Below are 23,920 nucleotides of genomic sequence, written 5' to 3'. Positions count from 1 at the left end.
GTGTTCGTGGAGAGCTCAGCCCGGCGCCGGGCCGGTGGACTCGCGGACCATCAGCCGCGGGCTGATCGCCATGCGGTGCACCGGGCGTGCGGGGTCGGCGAGCCGCTTGACGAGCAGGTCCACCGCAGCGTGCCCGACGGCGTCGCGCGGTGGCCGCACCGCCGTCATCGCGGGGCTGAACAGGTTCGCGACCTCGTCGTCGTAGGCCACGATCGACAGGTCGCCCGGGACGGAGAGCCCACGGTCCATCGCGCGCTGGGCGATCGCGGAGGCCTCCGGGTCGGAGTGCACCAGCAGCCCGGTCGTCCCGGAGCTGAGCGCCGTGGACACGACCTCGTCGACGACGCCGGAGAACTCCGGGCGGTTGCGGTCGGGTGCAAGGCGTTCGAAGTGCTCGTCGGTGGTCAGTCCCAGGTCGGCACAGGCGGCGCGCCACCCGGCCGCGATCTTGCGCGACGTGGGCGACTCCCGTGACAGGACCAGTCCGACACGGCGGTGGCCCTGGTCGGCGAGGTGGTAGACGGCCATCAGTGCTCCGAGCGCGTGGTCCGAGACGACCGCCTCCAACGCGTCCCGGTGCGGGGCGCGCGTGGCCTCCCGCTCGACCAGGACGTGGGGCACGTCGGCGGCGGACAACCACTCGGTCACCTCCTGGGCGTGCGAGCCGTCCACCCGCGGCGCGCAGATGATGCCGCGGACCCCCTCGGTGTCGACGAGCCGGCGCAGCGCCGGGCGCTCGTCCGTGCTGTCGTACGACGACCCGCGCAGCACGATCCGCATTCCGTGCTTGCGCGCCTCGGCCTCCATGCCGCGCACCACGCCCGGCCAGTAGTAGTCGAGGGAGGGGACCAGCACGCCGATCGCCTCGGCCGCCTCGTGCGACGGCGCGGCCGGGGAGTCGGCGGTCCGTGGTGAGTCGGCCAGGACGGCGCCGCCGTGCACCCGCGTCAGGAGGCCTTCCTGCTCGAGCTGGGCGATGTCCCGTCGGATCGTCACGGCCGTGACGTCCAGCTCCGCCGTGAGGTCCGCGACGCGGATCACGCCGTCGCGCTCGAGGGAGCGCAGGAGGTGGGAACGCCGTTCGGCGGGCAGTGGCGCGCGTGAGGTCTCGTGGCTCACGGGGTCTCCTTCGTCGTGGGGGTCGCGGGACCGGGGTGCAGGCGGGTGACCACGACCTGCAGCTCCCTCCGGTCCGACACATCGAGGTCGAGGCGGACGAGGCGCTCGCCCCAGACCTCGCTCAGCAGGGGGTCGTCGAGGTCGCGCAGGGTCGTCGCGGCCGGGACGCCGGCGGGCCAGCGCAGCTCCACCGGGGGTGCGCCGTCGAGCGGGTGCACGACGGCGCGGCTCGCCGTGACCTCGACGTCACCGGCGAGCAGGTACCGCACCGTCGTCGGTCCTGCGGTCGGCGGGTCGAGGTCCCAGGCGTCGTCGACGACGACGCGAGCGCCGTCGTCGGACCGTTCCAACCGGGTGCTGCGCCGCCAGGTGCGCAGCCCGGGTACCGGGTAGGCGCCGGCGAGGTCGAGGGCCAGGCCGTCGGCGTCCGCGGCGTCGAGCGGCTCCACGTCGCGCGCGCCGAACCGCGGGCCGACGCCCTGCGCGGTCCCGGCGACCTCGGGCACGGTGTGCCAGGAGGACTGCATGGTCCAGATGTCGTACCGGTCGGGTCCGAACGTCGCCGCCGTGTACGTGGGGCGGCCCGCGTCGACGACGACGGGCACGCCGTCGCTGGCCACGACCAGCGAGCCGACGTCGTTGTGGTTGTGCGCCTCGCCGTTGTGACCGCCCTTGGCGGCCAGCGTCAGGCCGGCGCTCGAACCGTCGCGCTCGCGGACGAGCAGCACCTGGGTGGACTCCCACCAGGTGCGCCGGGGGAGCGGTGCGGTCGCGCCGGTGCGCAGCGCCGCGTGCCAGGCGGTGTCCGTCACGCCGCGCAGCAGGCGCCCGAGGCCGGCGTGCTCCTGCGCGACCACGGCGCCGGGCGGAACGCGGGAGGCGGCGTAGGCCGCGGCGTCGGCGTCCCCGACGGCACGAGCCGCACGGTGCAGGGCGTGCCAGGGTTGGACGTCGGTGGGCCGGGCCTGGGCGTCCGCCACGCTGAGGTACCAGTCGCCGCCCAGGTGCATCCGGTGGGGGAAGGCGACGGTCTCGCGCAGGGCGGGCCGGACGACGGCCGGGTCCAGCGCGTCGAGCGCGCCGCCGGTGGCGTGGCGCAGCACGTCGAACGCCTCGAGCGCGCGGCACGCGCCGTTCCACCAGTACCCGTAGCCCTCGTCGATCGCGCCGTCGTCGGGCAGGGCGGAGACGTACCGGTCGATGCCCTCGACGACGAGGTCGACGACGCGCGCCCGTTCGGCGGCCTCGTCCGGGCGGTCGAGCAGCCGGAGCGCGGCGACCAGCACGTTCCCGTGGATCCACGGGTTCCAGTTGTGCACGGGGCCGTCGAGGCCCAGCCAGTGCCAGTCCCGCCGGCGCAGGAACGGCTCGACGACGCGGACCCGCGTCTCGTGCCGGACCCGGTCGCGCAGCCCGGGGTAGCGGGCGTCGAGCGGTCCGGCGAGCAGGTGGTCGGCCCACGCCAGCTGCCCGGCGACCTCACCGGCACCGAGGTCCAGGAACGGGTCGGTCACGGTGGGCAGGACGAAACCGTGCGCGGTGCGGGTGTCGTCGTGCGCCGGCCAGCACCAGGAGCTCTGCTCGCAGAGCTGCCAGATCCCGTCGGCGACCTCGTCGACCCAGCGGTCCTCGAGGGTGGTGGCCGCGGCGAGCACGGCGCGCGACAGGCGGTGCTGGCGGGTGAAGACGAGCTGTTCGTGCGTGTCCCGGTCGCCGTCCCGGTGCAGGCGGGCGGCGGTGCTGGCCAGCGGGTGCGGCCAGGGCCGGGCGAGGTCCGCGCGGGCGCGCCCGAGGACGGCCTCGAGGGTCGCACGGTGCACGACGCCGGTGCGGGGGTCCCAGACGGAGCGGTCGGTCGCGGGGGCCAGCGGCAGCGCGTGGTCGGCGTCGCGGAGCACGGCGGCCGTGGCGCGGTCCTCGGTAGTCATTCTCTCCTCGTCGAGATTCGTGGCCGCCTCACATCCGTGAGCATCAAACGAACGAAAGCGATCATCACAGTACAGCAACGTGGTTGACAGGGCCAGAGTATGACCTCTTTACTTCGAACATGTTCGGTCGTTGGTGACCGAAGCGGGTCGCCACGGCGGCGATCCGAGCATTCGACGGAGAAGGGCGACAAGGTGGAGTCAGCGACAGATCTCGGCACCGCCGCCCCGGCGACGGCCTGGGACCGCACCCGGTGGGCCGAGCACGCCGACCACCTGCTCGCGGCCGTCGCCCCGTACACCTCGCCCGGGGGCTCGCTCGTCACGCTGCCGGGCACCGAGGGCGGCTACGGCCGGGCGATCGACGGGCTCGAGGGCTTCGCCCGCACGTTCCTGCTCGCCGGCTTCCGGCTCACCGGCGAGCGCGGCGAGGACCCCCACGGCTATGCCGAACGGTTCGCCGCCGGTCTGGCCACGGGCACCGACCCGGCGTCGCCCGAACGCTGGCGGCGGCTCTCCGAGCACGCGCAGGCCAAGGTCGAGGCCGCCTCGATCGCGCTGATCCTCGACCTGACCCGTCCGTGGATCTGGGACCGGCTCGACCCGCGCGTCCAGGAGCAGGTGGTCGACTACCTCGCCGAGGCCGTGGGCGACGACACCTACCCCCGCATCAACTGGGTCTGGTTCCGCCTCGTCGTGCAGACGTTCCTCCGCTCGGTCGGCGGGCCCTGCTCGCTGGACGAGATGCGCGAGGACCTCGCCACCCACGACACGTTCGCCCGCGCCGACGCCTGGCTCGCCGACGGACCCGAGCGCTCCTTCGACCACTACAACGGCTGGGCGCTGCACCTCTACCCCACGCTCTGGGCGCGCATGGCGGGTGCCGCCGACCTTGCCGCGCCCCGCCGGGAGCACGACGTCGCGCAGCTCGACCGGTTCCTCGACGACGCGCTGACCCTGATCGGCGGTGACGGCTCCCCGCTGGTCCAGGGCCGGTCCCTCGCCTACCGCTTCGCCGCCGCCGCGCCCTTCTGGGTCGGCGCGATGGCCGAGGTCCCCTCGCACTCGCCCGGCCGGCTGCGCCACGCCGCGAGCGCCGTCGTCGGACACTTCGCCGACCGCGGCGCCCCGGACGACGACGGCCTGCTCACGCTCGGCTGGCACCACTCCTGGCCGCGCATCGCCCAGGCCTACTCCGGCCCCGGCTCGCCCTACTGGGCCAGCAAGGGGATGCTCGGCCTCGCCCTGCCCGCCGACCATCCCGTCTGGACCGCCCAGGCCGAACCGCTCCCCGTCGAGACCGGCGACGTGCTGCGCACGATCGCCGCGCCCGGCTGGATCGTCAGCGGGACCCGCGCCGACGGGATCGTGCGCGTGGTCAACCACGGCACCGACCACGCGCTGCCCGGCGCCGACGTCGGGGACTCCCCGCTGTATGCGCGGCTCGGCTACTCCACCGCCACCAGCCCGTGGCTCGACGAGCAGAGCTGGGACTCGCCGGCCGAGCAGTCGGTCACCCTCCTCGACGCCGCCGGCCGGGCCAGCCACCGCGCCGGGTTCGAGATCCTCCGTACCCCGGAGGTGCACGACGGCGTGGCCGTGGCGGCGTCCCGGGCCGCCGCGCACTGGCTCGACCCCGAGCCCGGCCAGCGCGACCACGGCTCCGGCCGCCGCGGCGGCACGACCCCCGCCGGCAGCATCACCACCGTCTCGCTCGTGCGCGGTCCGTGGGAGGTGCGGTGCGTCCGCGTCGACGACGTGCCCGACGGCGCGGCACCGGTCGTGCTGCGGGTCTCCGGCTGGCCCACGGTCGCCCACGACGGGCTGACGTCCACGCTCACGCCGCTGGCGGGTGGGTGGACGCCGGGAGTCACCGAGCGCGCGGACGCCAGCCCGCTCGGCGAAGGAGCACGCGTACCGTACCTTGACGGTCCGGTCGTCCCCGGCGCCTGGGTGGCCGCCCTGGTGACCCTGTACGGCGGCGCCGGGGCGCCACAGCCTGCCACCCTGACCCTCGACGGCAGCGACGCCGTCGTCCGTTGGCCCGACGGTGCCACCACCACCCACGGCCTGACCTGAACTGACGCGACACACCACGGCCCGTACCCGACGAGGGGTACGGGCGAACTCGAAGGAGAGCACCCCCATGAAGCGCATGATCCCGGCGTTCGGCCTCTCGGCCGCCCTCGCCCTGACGCTGGCCGCCTGCGGTGGCGACGCGACGAACGAGACGCCGTCCACTGATGGCGGCGACACCACCGCCGAGGAGATGACCGACGAGCCGGTCACCCTCACCCTCGCCGGCTGGAGCCTGAACACCACCCCCGAGTTCCAGGTGCTCGCCGACTCGTTCAGTGAGGCCTACCCGAACGTGACGGTCGAGGTCGCCGAGTACGGCGACGGCGACGACTACGACACGCAGATGATCGCCGACCTCGCCGCCGGTGTCGCCCCCGACATCTACGTGCAGAAGAACCTGAAGAACTTCTTCACCTACGCCGACGGGCAGCAGCTCCTCGACATCTCGGACGTCGTGTCAGGACTTGACCCGGCGACCGGTGGCGTCGACTTCTACCAGATGGACGGCACGTCCTACGCGGTGCCGTACCGCCAGGACTCCTGGCTGCTCTACTACAACAAGGACCTCTTCGCCGAGGCCGGCATCGACGAGCCCGACGGCACGTGGACGTGGGACGACTACGTGGAGACCTCCAAGGCGCTCTCGGACGAGCTCGACGTCAAGGGCTCCTACCAGCACTCCTGGCAGTCCGTGGTGCAGGGCTTCGCCCTCGCGCAGTCCGACGGCGCCGCCCTCGACAGCGGCGACTACTCGTACCTGGCCCCCTTCTACGAGCGTTCCCTCGACCTGCAGGACGCCAAGGCCCAGGAGAGCTTCGGCACCGTCACGACCAACTCGCTGAGCTACCAGGCGCAGTTCGGGACCCAGGAGGCGGCGATGCTGCCCATGGGCACCTGGTACGTCGCGACGCTCATCGCCCAGCAGGAGAACGGCGAGGCCGAGGACTTCGAGTGGGGCATGGCCCCCATCCCGCAGGTCGACTCCTCGACCACGGGCACCGACGCCACCCCGGTGACGTTCGGCGACCCGACCGGGCTGGGCATCAACCCGGCGATCGACGAGGACAAGGTGGCCGCAGCCAAGGCGTTCCTCGCCTTCGCCGCTGGTGAGGGTGGCGCCGACGCGCTGGCCGGCATCGGCATCACGCCCGCGCTGCTCAGCGACACCGTCGTGGACACCTACTTCTCGCTCGACGGCGTCCCGACCGACGAGCTGTCCGCGTTCGCGTTCTCGACCCACGACACCCGCCCGGAGAACCCGGTCGCCGAGACCACCGCCGTCGTGCAGAACATCCTGGGCGACGCCCACTCGGCGATCATGTCCGAGTCCGACTCGGTCGACGACGCCCTGGCCGAGGCGTCTGACCGCGCCGCCAACGAGGCCGGCATCGGCTGACCTGACCCGTACACCGGCGGGGCTCCCACCGTGGAGCCCCGCCGGATCGGTGAGGCGTCCGCCGCCTCGCGACCAAGACAGGAGTGACCATGGCGACGACCTCCGTCGACCAGATCCACGGTGGCCCGGGGCCGTCCGTACCGGTGCCACCGCGACCGCTGCGCCGGTCGCGGGGCAGGCTCGCGCTGCGCAACACCCTCGTCGGCTGGAGCTTCATCCTGCCGAACTTCCTCGGCTTCGGGCTGCTCACGCTCATCCCCGTGGTCACGCTGTTCTACCTGTCGTTCACCAGCTGGAACGTCTTCGGTACGGCCCAGTGGGTCGGGCTGGAGAACTTCCAGCGCCTGATCGGGGATGGCAGCTACCACACCGCACTGTTCAACACCCTGTACTACGGCGTCTTCCACATCCCGCTCACCCTGGCCGCCTCGCTCGGGCTCGCGCTGCTGCTCAACCGCAAGCTCCGGGGCGTCGCCTTCTTCCGCACCGTGGCCTTCCTGCCGTACATCACGTCGATCGTGGCGATCGCCGCGGTCTGGAACATGCTGTTCAGCCCGGAGTTCGGCCCGATCAACCAGTTCCTCACCGCCGTGGGCGTGAGCAACCCGCCCGGGTGGACGACGTCGGCGGACTGGTCGATGCCCGCGATCATCATCGTCAGCGTCTGGCGCGACATGGGCTACTACATGCTGCTCTTCCTCGCGGGCCTGCAGACCGTGCCCGGCGAGCTCTACGAGGCGGCCCGCGTCGACGGCGCCGGCGCCTGGAGCCGGTTCCGGAACGTCACGCTGCCCTGCCTGCGCCCGACGACGTTCTTCGTCACCGTGCTGCTGACCATCGGCAGCTTCAAGATCTTCGACCTCATCCTCGTCATGACGGGCGGCGGCCCCGGGCAGTCGACCCTCGTGCTCAGCCAGTACATCTACAACAAGGGCTTCGTGGAGAACCAGTTCGGCTACTCCTCCGCCGTCGCCGTGTCGTTGTTCGTGATCTGCCTGTCGGTGACGGTCTTCCAGTTTGTGTGGAACAAGAGGAGGGACGCCTGATGGCCGCGGACGTCACAGCGGTGGCCGGCTACCGCCAGCCGCCCCGCAAGCTCTCGGACCCCGTCAAGAGGGCGCTCGGGTACGGCGCGCTGATCGTCGCCTCGGCGCTGATCATGCTGCCGTTCGTGTGGATGATCATCTCGTCGCTGAAGACGAACAACCAGGTCTTCACGATTCCGGTCCAGTGGATCCCCGACCCCGTGGTCTGGCGGAACTACCTCGACATCTGGACCGCTGCCGACATGTCGACGTGGCTGCAGAACACCCTCGTGCTGTCGGTCACCGTCACGTTCCTGCAGGTGCTCACCGGGAGCTTCGCCGCCTACGGGTTCTCCAAGGTCGTGTTCCCCGGGCGGGACGTGCTCTTCCTCGCCTACGTCGGCACCATGGCCGTGCCCTGGCAGGCGTACATGATCCCGCAGTTCATCATCATGTCGAACATCGGGCTGAACAACACGCTCTGGGCGATCATCGCCCTGCAGGCGTTCGGCGCCTTCGCGGTGTTCCTCATGCGCCAGTACTTCGTGTCGATCCCGGACTCGTTGTGCGAGGCAGCGCGGATCGACGGCATGAGCGAGTACGGCATCTGGTGGCGCATCATGATGCCGCTGTCCGTGCCGGCGATCGCCAGCCTCACGCTGCTGACGTTCGTCAACACCTGGAACGACTACCTGGGCCCGCTCATCTACCTGCGCAGCCCGGAGCTGCGGACGATCCAGCTCGGCCTGCAGACCTTCATCGGCCAGTACGACGCCGAGCACGCGCTCATCATGACGGGCTCCGTGCTGTCGATCATCCCCGTCGCCGTGATCTTCCTCCTCGGGCAGCGCTTCTTCGTCGAGGGCATCGCCACGACGGGAGTCAAGGGATGAGCGCCCGGGCGGACGGGGCGCCCCGCAAGGGCGTCAGCTCGGAGACCTACGAGTCGATCTTCGGTCTCGTCTACGTCGGCCTCGCCACGAACCTGATGCTCGTCGTGGCCTGCCTCCCCGTCCTGGTGCTGCTCATGACGACCGACCCGGCGACGTCGTGGCCGGCGCTCGCACTCCTCGCACCCCTCGTCGCCCCGGCGCTCGTGGCCGCGTTCGCCGTCTTCAGCGCCTTCTCCACGGGCGGGTCCACCACGGCGGTCCGTACCTACGGGCGTGCCTACGCCCGGCACCTGCGCAGGTCGCTGGCGATCGGTGCCCTGACGAGCGCCGCCGTCGTCGTCCTCGTGGTCGACGTCGTCGCCGTGTGGGGCGCCCGCCTCGGCGCCGTCGCCATCCCGGTGTTCGTGACCCTGCTCGTCCTGGCCGTCGCGACGAGCGTCGTGGCGCTCGTCGCCGTGCCGGAGCTGCCCGGCACGCGGCTGCGCGACCTGCTGCGCGTGAGCCTCTTCCTGGCGGTGCGCCGCTGGTACTTCAGCGCGGCCGCGCTGGCGGTGCTCGGCCTGCTCGCCGGCGTGGTCGTCGCCCGGCCGGCGATCGGCCTCGGGGTCGCGGCAGCACCCCTGCTCTTCGCCGTGTGGGGCGGGCACCGCCACGCGCTGCGCTCCGTCGTGCCCGACGGCGCGGCGCGGCGCATGCCCGACGCCACCGCCTCCTGAACCCTCCCGACGGCACTCCCGAGTGCTGGAAAGCGAGAACCCCCATGTCCTCCACCGACGTCCGCGCCACCGCGGCGACGACCGGACCCCGACCCGCCGCCGTGCCGGCCGACCTGGCTGCTGCCCTCCAGGGTGCCGTCGAGGCCGCCGTCACGACCGTGCGGCGCAACGCCGCCGCCTTCGGCGCGCAGTACCCCGATTCCACGACGCGGGACAACCGGTATCCGTTGCGCCCGGCCACCGACGAGTTCGCCGAGGGCGCCAACCGCGACTGGACCACCAGCTTCTGGCCGGGCATGCAGTGGCTGGCCGTCGAGCTCACCGGCGACGAGGACCTGAGGGCCTCCGCGCTGGCGCACGCCGCCGACTTCGCCCGCCGGGTGCACGCCGGGGAGGACCTGGACACCCATGACCTCGGGTTCCTGTACACGCTGTCGTGCGTGAACGCGTGGCGGCTGGCCGGTGACGCGGCCGCGCGGGACGCGGCGCTCGCGGCGGCGGACCACCTCCTGACGCGGGTGCTGCCCTCGGCCGGGATCATCCAGGCCTGGGGAGACCTGTCCGACCCCGCCCAGCGCGGCCGCACCATCGTCGACAGCCTCATGAACATGCCGCTGCTCACCTGGGCCACGGAGGTCACGGGTGACGCGAGGTACGCCGACGTCGTGGCCCGGCACGTCGTCCAGGTGCGCACCCACCTGCTGCGCGACGACGACTCGACCTTCCACACGTTCTACTGGGACCCGGAGTCGGGCGAGCCGCTGCGGGGCGCCACCGAGCAGGGCGCGGGCGACGACTCGTGCTGGGCGCGCGGCCAGGCGTGGGGCATCTACGGGTTCGCGCTGCACCACCGCACCTCCGGCGACCCGGAGTCCCTGCGGGCCTCGGAGCGCTGCGCCGAGTACTTCCTCGCCCACCTCCCGGCCGACGGCGTGCCCTTCTGGGACCTCGTGTACGGCGACGGGTCGGACGCGCCGCGCGACTCCTCGGCGGCGGCGATCGCGGCGTGCGGGCTCCTCGAGCTCGCCTCCGTGTCGCACGACGCCGCGCAGGCCGCCCGCTACGAGACCGCCGGCCGCGAGATGCTCGCCGCGCTCGTCGACGGGTACACCCCGGCACCGGACCAGGAGTCCGACGCGCTGCTGCTGCACGCCGTCTACGACGCCCCCAAGAACAAGGGCGTCGACGAGGGCTGCCTGTGGGGCGACTACTACTACCTCGAGGCGCTCACCCGCCTCACGCTGCCCGGCTGGGTCTCGCCGTGGTGGCCCGCCACCCGGGCCGACGGCGGCACCCCGGCCGGTACGACCGCCGACGGAGGGAACGCATGATCCTCGACCAGTTCCGGCTCGACGGAAAGGTCGCCCTGGTCACCGGCACGAGCCGCGGCCTCGGGCAGGGCGCCGCGCTGGCGCTCGCGGAGGCGGGCGCCGACGTCGCACTGCTCGACCGCAGCGAGCCCACCGAGACGCTGGCCCGGATCGAGGCGCTCGGTCGGCGGGCGTACAGCGTGCGACGCGACCTGGCCACCGCGACACCCGCCGAGCTCGACTCGGCGGTGGCCGAGGTCGCCGCGGAGCTCGGCGAGGTGGACGTGCTCGTCAACAACGCGGGCACGATCCGCCGCGCCCCGGCCGCCGAGCACCCGGCCGAGGACTGGGACACCGTGCTGGCCGTCAATCTCGACGCCGTCTTCCACCTGTCCCGGGCCGTGGGGCGCGGCATGCTCGAGCGGGGCGCGGGCAGCATCATCAACGTCGCGTCGATGCTGTCGTTCCAGGGCGGCATCCTCGTGCCGGGCTACGCGGCGTCCAAGCACGCCGTCGTCGGCCTGACCAAGGCGCTCGCCAACGAGTGGGCGGGTCGCGGCGTCAACGTCAACGCCGTCGCGCCGGGGTACATGGCCACCGACAACACCGCGCCCATCCGGGCCGACGAGGCGCGCGAGCAGTCGATCTCGGCACGCATCCCGGCCGGCCGGTGGGGCACGCCCGACGACCTCGCGGGGATCTTCGTCTACCTCGCCTCGCCCGCCTCCGCCTACGTGCACGGCGCCGTCGTCCCTGTCGACGGCGGCTGGCTCGTGCGCTGAGAACCGACCGAAGGAGCATCACCCATGGACCAGCGTTACGCCACCAACCCCACCGAGATCCCCGGCCTGACGACCCAGGGCCTGCGCGACAAGTTCCTCGTGGAGGACCTGTTCGTGCCCGGCGAGGTGCGGACCGTGTACACGCACCACGACCGCATCGTCCTCGGGGGCGCGCTGCCCGGCGCCGAGCCGGTCTCGCTGCCGAACCCGGCCGAGCTGCGCGCCGAGTACTTCCTGGAGCGGCGCGAGGTGGGGATCGTCAACGTCGGCTCCACGGGCACGGTGACCGCCGACGGCGAGACCTACGAGCTGCCGAACTGCGCGGTGCTGTACATCGGCAGCGGGACGCGCGACGTGTCGTTCGCGGGCGAGGGTGCGGCGTTCTACCTGTTCAGCGCCCCCGCGCACACGAGCTACCCGACCGTGCTCACGCTGCCCGGCGAGGGGAACACCCTCGAGCTCGGCGACCAGGTCACCTCGAACCGGCGCTCGCTGGAGCAGGTCGTCCACGCCAACGGCGTGCAGTCCTGCCAGGTGGTCATGGGCGTGACGCGGCTGCACGCCGGTTCCATGTGGAACACGATGCCGGCGCACACCCACGACCGCCGCACCGAGTGCTACCTGTACTTCGACCTCGACGAGGATGCGCGCGTGCTGCACCTGTGCGGCGAGCCGACCGAGACGCGCCACCTCGTGGTGGCGGACCGCCAGGCGATCATCTCGCCGAGCTGGTCGGTGCACTCGGGCGTGGGGACGTCGTCGTACGCGTTCGTGTGGGCCATGGCGGGGGAGAACCAGGACTTCACCGACATGGACGCCGTCCCGCCCACCGCCATCCGCTGAGGTAGCGCACCCAGGCGCGAGGTAGCGCTACGTCTCGCGAGGTAGCGCGCCTCGCGTCGTGGGAGCGCTCAGGCCTAGGCCTTGCGCTCGTCCGGCATGAGGATCCAGAACACGATGTAGGCCAGGACCTGCGGGCCGGGGATCAGGATCGACGCCACGGTGAGGACGCGCACGAGGGTGCGGTCCCAGCCGAAGTAGTCCGCGATGCCGGCGCACACGCCGCCGAACACGCGGCCGTTGGCCGGGCGGTAGAGCTTGCGAGGCTGCTGGGTGCTGCTCTGAGGGTTGCTCATGCTTCGACACTAGGCACGACGGCGGCCGCTCGGTATCGGGCGATTCCCGGACTCGACCCTGGTTCACCCTGACGCGTCGCCGGTCTGGTCGTCATTCCGTGTTCTGCGCGGCAGTCCGGACTGCCGCGCAGAACACGGAATGACGACCAGAGCGCCCTCAGTCAGTGTCGACGCGCCGTCGCGAGGCATGCCCGACGCCGGACACCTCGCGGAATGAGCGGGCGGATCCGTGGCTCGAGCTACGACGCGGTCACAGGAGACCCGCCAGGGCGAGCACCAGGCCGAGGGCCGCGCACACGCCCAAGGTCCGCAGGACGGACCAGCGCGCGACGAACACGAGGAGCGCGGCGACGGCGGCGATGCCCACCACCGCGGGCTGGACGGTGGTGACGTCGGGGATGTTGATCCTGATCGGTCCCGCCGTCCACAGGCTCGATGCCGCGAAGAGCGTGTGCGTGGCGAAGTAGAGGGCCAGGTTGGCGATGACGCCGACGACGGCGGCCGTGATCGCGGTGAGCGACGCCGAGAGGGTGCGGTTGTGGCGCAGCAGCTCGACGTAAGGGGCGCCGAGAAAGATGAACAAGAAGGACGGGACGAACGTGACCCACGTGGTCAGCAGGGCGGCGACGACGGCGGCGACCCACGGGTCGAGGTCACCGGGATTGCGGTAGGCGCCGAGGAACGCGACGAACTGGACCACCATGATCAGCGGTCCCGGCGTGGTCTCGGCCAGCGCCAGGCCCTTGGTCATCTCGCCAGGCGTGACCCAGGCATAGGTCTGCACAGCCTGCTGGGCGACGTAGGCGAGCACGGCGTACGCGCCGCCGAACGTGACGAGCGCTGCGCCGGAGAAGAACAGGCCCTGCTGCGTGAAGACGCTGCCGATGCCAGTGAGCAGCGCGACCGCGACGACCGGCGCGCCCCAGGCGAGCAGGCCGACCGCGAGCACGCGTACGGTGCGGCGCGCCGACGGCTGCTCGGAGTGGAGGGCGTCGTCGGCGATGAGCGGCGTAGGCCCGTCGGCCTGCTCGCGCCGGACAGGAGCGTCGATCCATCCGGGGGCGTACCGGTGGACTGCCCACCCCAGCACGCCCGAGCCCAGCACCACGAAGGGGAAGGGCACCGCGAACACCGCCAGGGCGAGGAACGAGGCGATCGCGAGGACGATCAGGGCGGGGCTCGTCAGCGCTCGTCCGCCGACCCGGAGCACGGCCTGCACGACGATCGCGAGCACCGCCGGAGCGAGACCGGCGAACACGCCGGCGACGGCGATGTTGTCGCCGAACGCGACGTACACCGCGGAGAGGACGAGCAGCGCGAGCATGCCGGGCAGGACGAACAGCGTTCCGGCGACCAGGCCTCCCCGCTTCCCGTTGAGCAGCCACCCCGTGTACACCGCGAGCTGTTGGGCCTCGGGTCCGGGCAGGAGCATGCAGTAGTTGAGCGCGTGCATGAACCGGCGCTGGCCGATCCACCGCTTGTCGTCGACGAGCGTGCGCTGCATGACTGCGATCTGTCCGGCCGGGCCGCCGAACGTCTGCAGCGAGATCGCGAACCACGCCCGCGCCGCGGTGCGGAACGGGACGAGGTCGCGAGGCACGGTCGTGGCGGCTGACGAGCCCGCCGGTCCGGCGGGGGTGCCGTCGTCTTCGCTCATGTCTCTCCCGGAGGGAACGTGATGGGTCGGCTCACCAGCCGCCGGGCGTGAGGATCTTGCGGATCCGCTTCTCGCTGACCGCTCCGTCGGTGCCGAGCTGCTGCGCGAACAGCGACACGCGCAGCTCCTCGAGCAGCCAGCGCACCTCGGCCAGCTCCGCAGCGCGCGCCGGGTCGGCCGCACCGGAGGTGTAGGCGGTCCGGGCCCGCTCGTACGCCTCCGCGACGTCGTGCACCTTCCAGGCGAGCTCGGCGTCGCGGTGCGGGTTCGACTGTGCCTTCTCCAGGCGGTACGACGCCGCACGCAGGTAGCGCACGAGGTGCGGCACCCGGCGCGGCGGGGTCGCCGAGACGAATCCTGCGTGGACCAGGCCGGCCACGTGGTCGCGGATGTCCTGGAGGGTGTTGAGCAGCGCGAGGGACGACGACGAGCGCACCTCGTTCTCGACGGTCCGCCATGCGCTCAGTGCAGCCACGACGTGACCGACGATCCGGTGCACCTCGTCCTCCAGGTGCTCCCGCACGAAGGCCACGGCCGCCTTGTACGAGTCAACGTCTCGCACTTGTACAGCCACGGGTCCGCCGGTCGGCGTCCCGGGCGCCTTCGACTCGTCAGGGCTGGTCAGCGCGGTGACCGCGGCGAGCTGGAGATCGGCGACGAGCGCCTCGGTGTTCCGGTACGGCGCCGCGGCGAGCGTCAGCGACTGCTTCGACGTCCACCGCGACGTGATGCGCGCGGTCGCCAGGGCCGTCTCGGTGAGCAGCAGCCGGCGCACACCGCGCTCGTGCGCCGCGTCCTGCCCGGCGGCGTCGGCCAGCACCCGCAGCGCCACCGAAGGAGCACCCTTTCCATCACGCTCCTCGACCAGCGCCGGGTACCCCTGCACCACGACCCCGCCCCCGAGGTCGGTCGACACCACCCGCGGCAACACCCCGTCGACCAACGACGCGGGCCATCCCGTCAGCCCGGACTCCTCCGCGACCACTGCACCGGATCCGCTCGACGCAACCCCAGCGGTAGGGGAAGCACCCGCGGCGGGTGAGGAACCGCCGTCGGGCACGGGTGTCGGTGCGCCGCCGTCAAGCCGTAGCGGAGGGCCCCCCGGGGCCCGTGAGCGAGGCGGCGCACCGACACCCGTGCCCGACGGCCCCGAACCAGACCCAGAAGCAGCCCGCGCCGCCTCCTCGAGCGCGACCCCGACCGCCCCCTTCACCGCCGCCCGCACGGCCGCCTCCGCCTGTGGCGCCAGCCGCTTCTGCAGCGACAGCAGGTCCTTCGACTCGTCGAGCGGCACGGGTGCGGCGGGGGTGGAGCGCTTCGACCGCCCCTTGCCGGACTTCCGTCCGCGGGCGTCGCGCGACGAGCCCGACGCGCCGGCCGCGGCCGCTGGCTCCTCGATGCGGAACGTCATCCGCAGGTGGGCGGGCAGCCGCTCGACGCGCTCGGCGTCCCAGACCTCGTCGGGGATGATCACGTCGCGCAGCGCGCGCACGGCGCGCGAGAACTCGACGTGGAACGGCGACGCCATGTCACCGGCCCGCGTCATGTCCTCCCACGCGGGCGTGTTCTCCCGGAGCCACTGCGCGACGGCGGCACCGACGTCGGGGGCGGGCACCAGCTCGCGGCGCACGGCCTTGGGCAGCGACCGGATGGTCGCGACGCAGAGCTCGTCGAGCAGACCGGGGACCATCCAGTCGAACCCGCTCGGGCTGACGCGGTTGAGGATGGAGAGCGGGACGTGGACGGTGACGCCGTCGGCGTCGGTGCCGGGCTGGAACTGGTAGGTGAGGGGCAGCGTGACCTCGCCCTGCGTCCACGTCTCGGGGAACTCGGTGGTGTCCACGGCGGCGGCGTCGACGAGCTGGTCGAGCGTGAGGGTCAACAGGTCGGGGTCGTCGTGCTGGGCCTTCTTCCACCAGGTGTCGAAGTGCCGGGCGCTGACCACCGACGCCGGGACGCGTTCGTCGTAGAAGGCGAACAGGTCGTCCTCGGTGGCCATGAGGCCGCGCTGCCGGGAGCGGGCCTCGAGCTCTTCGGCCTCGGCGAGCAGGCGACGGTTCTCGGCGAAGAACCGGTGGTGGGTGGTCCACTTCCCCTCGACGAGGGCGTGGCGGACGAACATCTCCCGGGCGGCCTCGGGGTCGACCTTGGCGAAAAGGACCGGACGGTCGGCGACGATGGGGACGCCGTAGAGCAGCACCTTCTCGGTGGCCATGGCCGCGCCCTGCTTGGAGGACCAGTGTGGTTCGGCGTAGGTGCGCTTGGCGAGGTCGCCGGCGAGCTCCTCGGCCCACTCGGGCTGGATGCGGGCGACGTCGCGGGCCCACAGGCGGGACGTCTCCACGAGCTCGCCCGCCATGATCCATGCCGGCGGCTTCTTGCTGAGCGGCGACCCGGGGAAGATCGCGAACCGGGCGCCGCGGGCTCCCAGGTATTCGTTGCGGGCGCGCTTGGCGGCCTGCCGCAGTGCCCGGGCTCGGGCCTCGCCGCGCAGGTGGGCCACGGCCGAGGCCTTGACCTCGCTGGTCTCCTGCATGCCGATCTGAGAGAGCAGCCCGGCGAGCAGCGACCGGTGCACGGTGTCCCCGTCCCACGCGTGCCGCCAGTCGTCCGGGTTCTCGGGGTCGGCGGGCTGCGCCTCCCGGGCCGGGCGGGACAGGTCGATGCCCAGCGGGCCGGACATCTGCCGGAGCTGGGCGACGACGTCCTGCCACTCGCGCACGCGCAGGAAGTTGATGTACTCGGCCCGGCAGGTGCGCCGGAACGCCGAGGAGCCCATCGCGTGCTGCTGCGAGCGCAGGTACTCCCACAGGTTGAGGTAGGTGAGGAAGTCCGACGTCGGGTCGGTGAACCGGGCGTGCATCTGGTCGGCCTGCGCGCGGGACTCCGCTGGCCGTTCGCGCGGGTCCTGGATGGACAGGGCGGCGGCGATGATCGCGACCTCGCGCGCGACGCCGAGCCTGGCGCCCTCGATGACCATGCGGGCCAGGCGCGGGTCCATGGGCAGCTGCGCCAGGGAGCGTCCGACGTCGGTGAGCCGCGTTGCTGCCGTCCCGGTGCCGTCGCGCGTCGTCAGCGCGCCGAGCTCGGTGAGCAGCTGGACGCCGTCGCGCACGGCCCGGGTGTCCGGCGGCTCGACGAACGGGAACCTCGCGACGTCGTCGGGAGTGTTCACGACGCCCACGGAGATCATCTGCAGCAGCACGGACGCGAGGGAGGTGCGCAGGATCTCGGGTTCGGTGAACTCGGGCCGGCCCTCGAAGTCGTCCTCGGCGTAGAGCCGGATCGCGACGCCGTCCGCCACGCGGCCGGAGCGTCCGGAGCGCTGGTTGGCGCTCGCCCGGCTGATCGGCTCGATGGGCAGGCGCTGCACCTTGGTGGCCTTGGAGTACCGCGAGATGCGGGCGGTGCCGGGGTCGACGACGTAGTGGATGCCGGGCACGGTCAGCGAGGTCTCGGCCACGTTCGTGGACAGCACGATCCGCCGGCTCGAGTGCTGCTGGAAGACCCGGTGCTGCTCGGCGGCGCTGAGGCGCGAGTACAGCGGCAGGATCTCGACGTGCTGGGGGTGCTTCGGGTCGCGGGCGCGTTCCTTGAGGTGGCCCTCGAGGGCGTCCGCGGCGTCGTGGATCTCGCGCTCGCCGGAGAGGAACACGAGGATGTCGCCGGGGCCCTCGCGCATGAGCTCGTCGCAGGCCTCGACGATCCCGGTGACGAGATCCTTCTCCTCACCCTTGCGCTTCTGCGGCTTGTCCGGGTCGCTGTCCGGCGACAGCGGCCGGTACCGGATCTCGACGGGGTAGGTGCGCCCGGTGACCTCGATGACCGGCGCGTGGTCCGGCAGGACGTCGACGACGGCGGCCGGCGCACCGCCGCCGCGCGCCAAGGATGCCGGGGAGAAGTGCGCCGCGAACCGTTCGGAGTCGATCGTCGCGGAGGTGATGACCAGCTTGAGGTCGGGGCGGCGCGGCAGCAGCCGGGAGAGGTAGCCGAGCAGGAAGTCGATGTTGAGCGACCGCTCGTGCGCCTCGTCGATGATGATCGTGTCGTAGGCGAGCAGCTCCGGGTCGCGCTGGATCTGCGCGAGCAGGATCCCGTCGGTCATCACCTTGACCAGCGTGTCCGCGCTGGAGGTGTCGGTGAACCGCACCTGGTAGCCGACGACGCCACCGAGCTCGGTGTCCAGCTCTTCGGCCACGCGTTCGGCGACCGATCGCGCCGCGATGCGCCGCGGCTGCGTGTGCCCGATCTGCCCGGCCCGCCCCCGGCCGAGGTCCAGCAGGATCTTCGGGAGCTGCGTCGTCTTCCCCGAGCCGGTCTCGCCCGCGACGACCACGACCTGGTGCTTCTCGATCGCGGCGGCGATGTCCTCGCGCCGGGCGGAGACGGGCAGCTGCTCGGGGTACGTGATCTCGGGGACGACGACGGCGGCACGCGCCGCGGCGGCACGCTCGAGCTGGTCGCGGCTCACCCGCGCCGGACCGCGTCCGTTCCGGGAGCTCCCGGACTTCCGCGCCCCACGGCCGCGACGTCGTCGGGCGCCGTCCTGGCCGGCGTGCTGCCCGCCGTCGCGACGGTCCCGGCGGTCGCCGCGCGCGCCGCCGTCGTCGGCGGACTGCGGGGCGGGGGAGGGCTGAGTACTCACGACCCCTCATTCTCCCAGGCCCCGCAAGCTCATTCGTCGCCGCGTGCTGATGCTGCCAGGAGCGCGTCCACCGCGGTGCGGGCCTCGGCCAGCGCGGCCGGGTGCCCGCCGGCCGTGGAGAGCACCAGGGCGCCCTCGTAGAGCAGGTGGACGGACGCGCCGGCCGTCTGGGGGTCGGTGAGCCCGGCACCGCTGGCGAGGGCGACGAAGAGCCGCCGCATCCAGTCCTTCTCGCGGCGGACGACGTCGCGGGTGGCGGGATCGTCGGCGCCTACCTCGGCGTGCGCGTTGACGAAGGCGCACCCGCGGTCCTGGCCGGCGTGCCACTCCTGGAGCGCGTCGAAGACCGTGAGCACGCGCTGTCGGGGGTCGGGCTGTGCCGCGACGAGCGACAGGACGTGGTGCTGCCAGCGGGCCCCGCGCCGGGTGAGGTACTGGGCGACGAGGCGGTCCTTGGACCCGAAGCGGTCGTAGAGCGTCTTCTTCGTCGTGCCCGCCTCGAGGGCGACGAGGTCGACGCCGACGGCGCGGATGCCGCGGGCGTAGAAGAGCTCGCTGGCGGCGTCGAGGAGGCTGTGGCCGGCCGGGGTGAGCTCGGGCTCGGCGAAGATCGGGGCGGGGGTCTCGAGCGTGGTCGGCATGGTGTGCTCCGCGGTGTCAAGAGGGTACTGCGAGTATACAGACCGGTATGGTTACGTCGCTGCCATGAGACGAGACACCCTGGCGGCCGTCGGTCTGGTCGTGTTCTGGAGCTCCGGCTTCATCGGAGCCGAGCTGGGCACGCAGGACGCCTCGCCGCTGACCCTGCTCGCCTGGCGGTACCTGCTCGCCGGCGCGCTGGCCGTCGCGGTCCTCGCCGTGCTGCGCGCTCGCCGCGGTCGCGTGCCGCACCGGCGCACGCGCCACGCCGTCGTCGTCGGCCTGCTGACCCAGGCCGGCTACCTGGGCGGGATCATCGGGGGTGTCGGGCTGGGGGTGGATCCCGGGACGGCGGCGCTCGTCGCCGCGCTGCAGCCGCTGGTCGTGGCGGTGCTGGCGCACGCGGGGTGGGGCGAGCGCACCACGCCGGGCCAGCGCCTCGGGCTGCTCCTCGGGTTGGCGGGTGTCCTGCTGGTCGTGCTCGGCGATCTCGGGCAGGGGACGGCGCCGTGGTGGGTGTACCTGCTCCCGCTCGGCGGCATGCTGTCGATGTCCCTGGGGACGGTCCTGGAGCGTCGGGCGCCCGACGGCGGTGACCTCCTCGGCGACCTGGCCGTGCACACCCTCGCGGCGGGCGCGGCCCTCGTCGGCATCGCGGCCGTGACCGGTCGGCTGGCGCCGCCCGAGGGCGCGCCCCGGTTCTGGGTGGCCGTCGTGTGGTTGGTGGTCCTGGCGACGGTCGGCGGGTACGGGTGCTACCTCGTGGTGCTGCGACGGAGCGGGCCGCAGGCCGCGAGCACGCTGCTCTACCTCACACCGCCGGTCACCGCGGTGTGGGCGGGGTTGCAGCTCGGCCAGGTGCCCGGGCTGCTCGCGATCCCGGGGGCGCTCGTGTGCGCGGTGGCCGTCTGGCTGGTGGCGCGCCGGGACCGAGCCGTCTCGTCAGCCGGAGTCGGGGACGGCCCGCGCGTAGCGGGCGGCCAGCACGCGCAGGTGCGCCACCAGCCCGGGTGGCTCGGTGGCGCGGAAGTCGAACCCGAGCATGCCGATCCACACCGCGACCGTCTCGACGCTGTCGCCGCCGGTGACGAGCACGCAGCGGCCGTCGGGCAGCGGCTCGACCGTGCCGACCGCCGGGTTGATCCGCGCGAGCACGTCCTCGGCCGTGGCGTCGACGGTGATGCGGGCGTGGACGGCCCAGCCCGTCCGCGCGACCTCGCGGACCACGAACTCGGTGAGGTCGCCGGGGAAGGGCTCCGGTGCGAAGCGCCGTCCGCCCGGCGTGCGCAGCTCAAGCCAGTCCACGCGGTACGGCGCCCAGGTCCCGGTCCGGACGTCGCGCCCCACGAGGAACCAACGGCGCTGCCAGGAGACCAGGTGGTACGGCTCAAGCTCGAGCGGCTCCTCGCGGTAGAAGCAGCGCAGCCCCTGGTGGTCGCGGATCGCGGTGGCGACGGCGGTCAGGGCGTCGGGATCGACGGCGGGGTCCGTGACGTCGGAGTCCGTGTTCGCCGGCCCGGCGGTGCTGGCGGACCGCAGGGCGGCGAGCTGCCGCCGCAGACGCTCCGGCATGACCTGCTCCAGCTTGGTCAGTGCGGACTGGCCGGACTCCTCGAACCCGGCGGTCCCGGTGGCGCTGCGCAGTCCGACCGCGACGGCGACCGCCTCGGCGTCGTCGAGCAGGAGCGGCGGCAGGCGCGCCCCGGCACCGAGGCGGTAGCGCCCGCCGGGGCCGCGGACGGCGTCGACCGGGTAGCCGAGGTCGCGCAGGCGGGCGACGTCGTGGCGGACGGTGCGGGCGGTGACGTCGAGCCGCTCGGCGAGCTCGGGACCGGTCCAGTCCGGGCGGGACTGCAGCAGGCCGAGCAGCGTCAGCAGGCGGGCGGCCGTGGCGCTCGCGGTGGTGGTCATCAGGCCCTCCCGAGAGAAGTTCGACATGCTCAGAATAAAGGAGCGGAACGTTCCTGAACCCCTCGTACTGTCGGAGACAGCGAGGCAGCCCGCCCGCACCAAGACAGGGAGAGTCGCCATGGACACCACCACCACCGAGCTCACGATCCGCCCCTTCGCCGTCGAGGTCCCGCAGGCGGACCTGGACGACCTGCGCGAGCGCCTCGAGCGCACCCGGTTCGCGCCGGCCGCCCCCGGTGACTCCTGGGAGTACGGCACGCCCGAGTCGTACCTGCGGGACATGGTCGAGCGCTGGAAGAGCTTCGACTGGCGGGCGGTCGAGGCGCGCCTGGGCGCCTACCCGGGCTTCCGCACCGAGATCGACGGCCAGCCGATCCACTTCCTGCACGTCCGCTCCGAGCACGCGGACGCGACGCCGCTGCTGCTGGCGCACACCTACCCCGGCTCCGTGCTCGACTTCCTCGACATGATCGACCCGCTCGTGGACCCGGTCGCCCACGGCGGCCGCGCCGAGGACGCGTTCCACCTGGTCATCCCCTCGGTGCCCGGGTTCGGGTTCTCGACGCCGCTGGTCGGCGAGAGCTGGACGACGGCGCGGGTCGCCCGGGCCTACGACACCCTCATGCGCGGGCTCGGCTACGACTCCTACGGCGTGCACGGCAGCGACAACGGGGCGCTCGTCAGCCGGGAGCTCGCCGTCGTCGACCCCGAGGGCTTCCGCGGGGCGCACGTGCTCCAGCTCTTCTCGTTCCCGTCCGGGGCCGACGGCGAGATGGACGGGTTCGGGCCGAAGGAGTTCGCCGCGCTGGAGCACATGCAGTGGTTCCAGTCCGTGGGCGCGTACAACGCGATGAACGCGTCCCGGCCGCAGACGGTCGCCGCCGGGCTCGCGGACTCGCCGGTCGCGGTGCTCGCCTACCACGAGCTCTTCGAGAGCTTCGGCAACGGCACGTCCCTGGTGCGGCCCGAGCAGGTGCTGGCGCAGGCGACGCTCTACTGGCTGACCAACTCCTACGCCACGGCGGTGCGCCAGTACCACGCCGAGCGGCGTGCCGGGGCGGAGCCCGTGGTCAGCACCGGTCGGATCGGGGTGGCCGTCTTCGCCGACGACTTCCAGACGATCCGGAGCTTCGCCGAGCGTGACAACGCCCGGATCGAGCACTGGTCCGAGTTCCCGCGCGGCGGACACTTCGCCGCCCTCGAGGTGCCGGACGACGTCGTCGCCGACCTGCGGGCGTTCTTCGCCTGATCTTGCCCCGCCGGGGCGGTGCTCACGCAGCGTGAGCACCGCCCGTCGGCGTCGGTCCGGCTGCGACTCAGTAGGCGCCGGCGGCCGCACCCATCGCGCCGATGAACAGCACGAAGAACAGCACGTACGCGAGGACGATCAGCACCCCGATCCCGGTGAAGACGATCGACAGCCAGAAGCCCCACTTGCCCAGCACGTTGTCGTAGCCGACCTTCTTCGACTCGGACAGCGCCATTGCGGACACGATGATCCCGGCGGGCGCGAGCACGAACGCCAGCACGAAACCGATGATCCCCATCGTCTTGCCGGGCGGGTCCGGGGCGTACGGGGGCGGGTAGCCCGCGGCCTGGTACCCGGGCGGCGGGGTGCCAGGCTGCTGGCTGTAGCCCGGCGGTGGCTGCGGCGTCCCGGGCCGTGGTTCACCGGCGGGCGTGCCCGACGAGCCCGAGTTCGAGTACGGCTGCGGCGGCTGGTACGGATCGGTCATGACCCCAGTGTCCCGGACCCGGCGGGCGTGCACCAGGGCGAACGTCTCCGGCTTGCGCATCCGTGATGGGATCGACGGGTGTTGACCCGACCTCGCACCCCGCTCGACCTGATCCCGCGCCGCGTCCGCGTCCATGCCGTCCGGCGGCTCACCGGATCGATGCTGCGCACCACGTTCCGGGACGTCGACGGCGCGGACCCGGCCGCGCCGTCGTCCCTCGCCGCGCTGCGGGCGCCAGGCCCGGAAGACCACGTCAAGGTCTTCCTGCCCGACCCGGCCACGGGCGAGCTGCACGCTCCGACCCTGGCACCGGACGGCGGGATCCAGCGCCCCACCGCTGTGGTGTCGATCTCGAGGGAGTGCACGGTGCGCGCGCAGCGGACCGTGGACGGCGCCGCCGAGGTGGACATCGACTGGGTGCTGCACGGCGACGACGGACCGGCGTCGGCCTGGGCCTCCCGAGCGGCGGTCGGTGACGAGGTGGTGCTCGCAGGGCCGCGCGAGAGCGTCGGTGTGCCGGAGGGCGTCGACCGGCTGACCGTGGTCGTCGACGAGACCGGGCTGCCCGCCGCGGCCCGCTGGGTCGAGGCCGTCGGGCCGGACGTCCGCGTGACGGCGATCGTGGAGATCGGCGACGAGGTCGACGAGGCGTTCGTGGAGGCGGAGCTCGGCCATGCGGACGTGGAGATCCTCTACCGGACCGACGGGCCGGGGCAGCTCGTCGAGGCCGTGCGCTCCCTCGGCGGCCTGGACGACGGTGAGTTCCTCGTCGCGCTCGGCGAGGCCGGTGAGCTGGTGCCCGTGCGCCGCTACCTGCGACGCGAGCTCGGCGCGCGCCCCGACCAGCTCGCGATCCGCGGCTACTGGCGTCGCGGCACGGTCAACCTCGACCCCGACGAGCCGCTGGACCCGAGCGACCCGGACTGACGTCAGACCCCGGGCGGAACCCCC

General features: G+C 72.8%; 18 protein-coding genes and 1 pseudogene. 11 read left to right on the top strand and 8 right to left on the bottom strand.

Annotated elements, in window-relative coordinates; genetic code table 11:
• Positions 1 to 15: 15 nt before the first annotated feature.
• Together PZC42_RS14000 and PZC42_RS13995 are read right to left on the bottom strand one after the other, a co-directional pair.
• On the bottom strand, positions 16 to 1,119 hold the full coding sequence (locus PZC42_RS14000; RefSeq protein ID WP_277212152.1) for a substrate-binding domain-containing protein: 1,104 nt from the start codon (positions 1,117 to 1,119) through the stop codon (positions 16 to 18).
• The gene (locus tag PZC42_RS13995; protein ID WP_277212151.1) at positions 1,116 to 3,047 is read right to left on the bottom strand and encodes a heparinase II/III domain-containing protein; all 1,932 of its coding nucleotides are present in this window, start codon (positions 3,045 to 3,047) and stop codon (positions 1,116 to 1,118) included. The genes PZC42_RS14000 and PZC42_RS13995 overlap by 4 nt, the downstream gene beginning before the upstream one ends.
• Positions 3,048 to 3,239: 192 nt before the next feature.
• On the opposite strand from PZC42_RS13995, the gene PZC42_RS13990 reads away from it, so the two are divergent.
• From PZC42_RS13990 to kduI, 8 genes are all read left to right on the top strand, one after another.
• A complete protein-coding gene (locus PZC42_RS13990) occupies positions 3,240 to 5,123 on the top strand; it encodes a DUF2264 domain-containing protein (RefSeq protein ID WP_277212150.1) in 1,884 nt (627 codons plus the stop codon).
• A gap of 67 nt (positions 5,124 to 5,190) precedes the next feature.
• Positions 5,191 to 6,519 carry an ABC transporter substrate-binding protein gene (locus tag PZC42_RS13985; protein ID WP_277212149.1) on the top strand — a complete coding sequence of 443 codons (1,329 nt, stop codon included), beginning with the start codon at positions 5,191 to 5,193 and terminating at the stop codon, positions 6,517 to 6,519.
• Between the two features lie 89 nt (positions 6,520 to 6,608).
• On the top strand, positions 6,609 to 7,565 hold the full coding sequence (locus tag PZC42_RS13980) for a carbohydrate ABC transporter permease (RefSeq protein WP_277212148.1): 957 nt from the start codon (positions 6,609 to 6,611) through the stop codon (positions 7,563 to 7,565).
• On the top strand, positions 7,565 to 8,437 hold the full coding sequence (locus PZC42_RS13975) for a carbohydrate ABC transporter permease (protein ID WP_277212147.1): 873 nt from the start codon (positions 7,565 to 7,567) through the stop codon (positions 8,435 to 8,437). Before PZC42_RS13980 ends, PZC42_RS13975 begins: the two co-directional genes overlap by 1 nt.
• Positions 8,434 to 9,153: a ferredoxin-NADPH reductase gene (locus PZC42_RS13970; protein ID WP_277212146.1), complete on the top strand. Its 720-nt coding sequence runs from the start codon at positions 8,434 to 8,436 to the stop codon at positions 9,151 to 9,153. The genes PZC42_RS13975 and PZC42_RS13970 overlap by 4 nt, the downstream gene beginning before the upstream one ends.
• Before the next feature lie 44 nt (positions 9,154 to 9,197).
• Positions 9,198 to 10,484, top strand: a complete 1,287-nt coding sequence (locus tag PZC42_RS13965; protein ID WP_277212145.1) for a glycoside hydrolase family 88 protein — start codon at positions 9,198 to 9,200, stop codon at positions 10,482 to 10,484.
• Positions 10,481 to 11,245 carry a 2-dehydro-3-deoxy-D-gluconate 5-dehydrogenase KduD gene (gene kduD / locus PZC42_RS13960; protein ID WP_277212144.1) on the top strand — a complete coding sequence of 255 codons (765 nt, stop codon included), beginning with the start codon at positions 10,481 to 10,483 and terminating at the stop codon, positions 11,243 to 11,245. The genes PZC42_RS13965 and kduD overlap by 4 nt, the downstream gene beginning before the upstream one ends.
• Before the next feature lie 24 nt (positions 11,246 to 11,269).
• Positions 11,270 to 12,088, top strand: coding sequence for a 5-dehydro-4-deoxy-D-glucuronate isomerase (gene kduI, locus PZC42_RS13955; RefSeq protein ID WP_277212143.1), 819 nt, complete (start codon positions 11,270 to 11,272; stop codon positions 12,086 to 12,088).
• A gap of 74 nt (positions 12,089 to 12,162) precedes the next feature.
• On the opposite strand, the gene PZC42_RS13950 is transcribed toward kduI, so the two are convergent.
• The 4 genes from PZC42_RS13950 to PZC42_RS13935 form a co-directional block, all read right to left on the bottom strand.
• On the bottom strand, positions 12,163 to 12,381 hold the full coding sequence (locus PZC42_RS13950; protein ID WP_277212142.1) for a PspC domain-containing protein: 219 nt from the start codon (positions 12,379 to 12,381) through the stop codon (positions 12,163 to 12,165).
• A 250-nt stretch (positions 12,382 to 12,631) separates the two neighbouring features.
• A complete protein-coding gene (gene chrA / locus PZC42_RS13945; RefSeq protein WP_277212140.1) occupies positions 12,632 to 14,038 on the bottom strand; it encodes a chromate efflux transporter in 1,407 nt (468 codons plus the stop codon).
• A gap of 31 nt (positions 14,039 to 14,069) precedes the next feature.
• On the bottom strand, positions 14,070 to 18,683 hold the full coding sequence (gene hrpA, locus PZC42_RS13940) for an ATP-dependent RNA helicase HrpA (protein WP_277212138.1): 4,614 nt from the start codon (positions 18,681 to 18,683) through the stop codon (positions 14,070 to 14,072).
• Between the two features lie 29 nt (positions 18,684 to 18,712).
• On the bottom strand, positions 18,713 to 19,324 hold the full coding sequence (locus PZC42_RS13935) for a TetR/AcrR family transcriptional regulator (protein WP_277212136.1): 612 nt from the start codon (positions 19,322 to 19,324) through the stop codon (positions 18,713 to 18,715).
• On the opposite strand from PZC42_RS13935, the pseudogene PZC42_RS22665 reads away from it, so the two are divergent.
• Positions 19,323 to 20,183: pseudogene (locus tag PZC42_RS22665) on the top strand (DMT family transporter); the annotation flags it as partial. The gene PZC42_RS13935 and the pseudogene PZC42_RS22665 overlap by 2 nt on opposite strands.
• Before the next feature lie 81 nt (positions 20,184 to 20,264).
• Here PZC42_RS22665 and PZC42_RS13925 read toward each other — a convergent pair.
• Positions 20,265 to 21,233: a helix-turn-helix transcriptional regulator gene (locus tag PZC42_RS13925; RefSeq protein WP_277212132.1), complete on the bottom strand. Its 969-nt coding sequence runs from the start codon at positions 21,231 to 21,233 to the stop codon at positions 20,265 to 20,267.
• 118 nt (positions 21,234 to 21,351) lie between these two features.
• Between PZC42_RS13925 and PZC42_RS13920 the strand changes: the two genes are divergently transcribed.
• Positions 21,352 to 22,482, top strand: coding sequence for an epoxide hydrolase family protein (locus PZC42_RS13920; protein WP_277212130.1), 1,131 nt, complete (start codon positions 21,352 to 21,354; stop codon positions 22,480 to 22,482).
• Positions 22,483 to 22,549: 67 nt separating this feature from the next.
• On the opposite strand, the gene PZC42_RS13915 is transcribed toward PZC42_RS13920, so the two are convergent.
• Positions 22,550 to 22,969, bottom strand: a complete 420-nt coding sequence (locus tag PZC42_RS13915; RefSeq protein WP_277212128.1) for a hypothetical protein — start codon at positions 22,967 to 22,969, stop codon at positions 22,550 to 22,552.
• Between the two features lie 78 nt (positions 22,970 to 23,047).
• On the opposite strand from PZC42_RS13915, the gene PZC42_RS13910 reads away from it, so the two are divergent.
• On the top strand, positions 23,048 to 23,896 hold the full coding sequence (locus PZC42_RS13910) for a siderophore-interacting protein (RefSeq protein ID WP_277212126.1): 849 nt from the start codon (positions 23,048 to 23,050) through the stop codon (positions 23,894 to 23,896).
• The last annotated feature ends 24 nt before the right edge of the window (positions 23,897 to 23,920 follow it).

The organism is Isoptericola croceus (genome assembly GCF_029382255.1).
Lineage (GTDB): Bacteria > Actinomycetota > Actinomycetes > Actinomycetales > Cellulomonadaceae > Isoptericola > Isoptericola croceus.
This window is presented reverse-complemented; position numbering and strand designations above follow the sequence as displayed.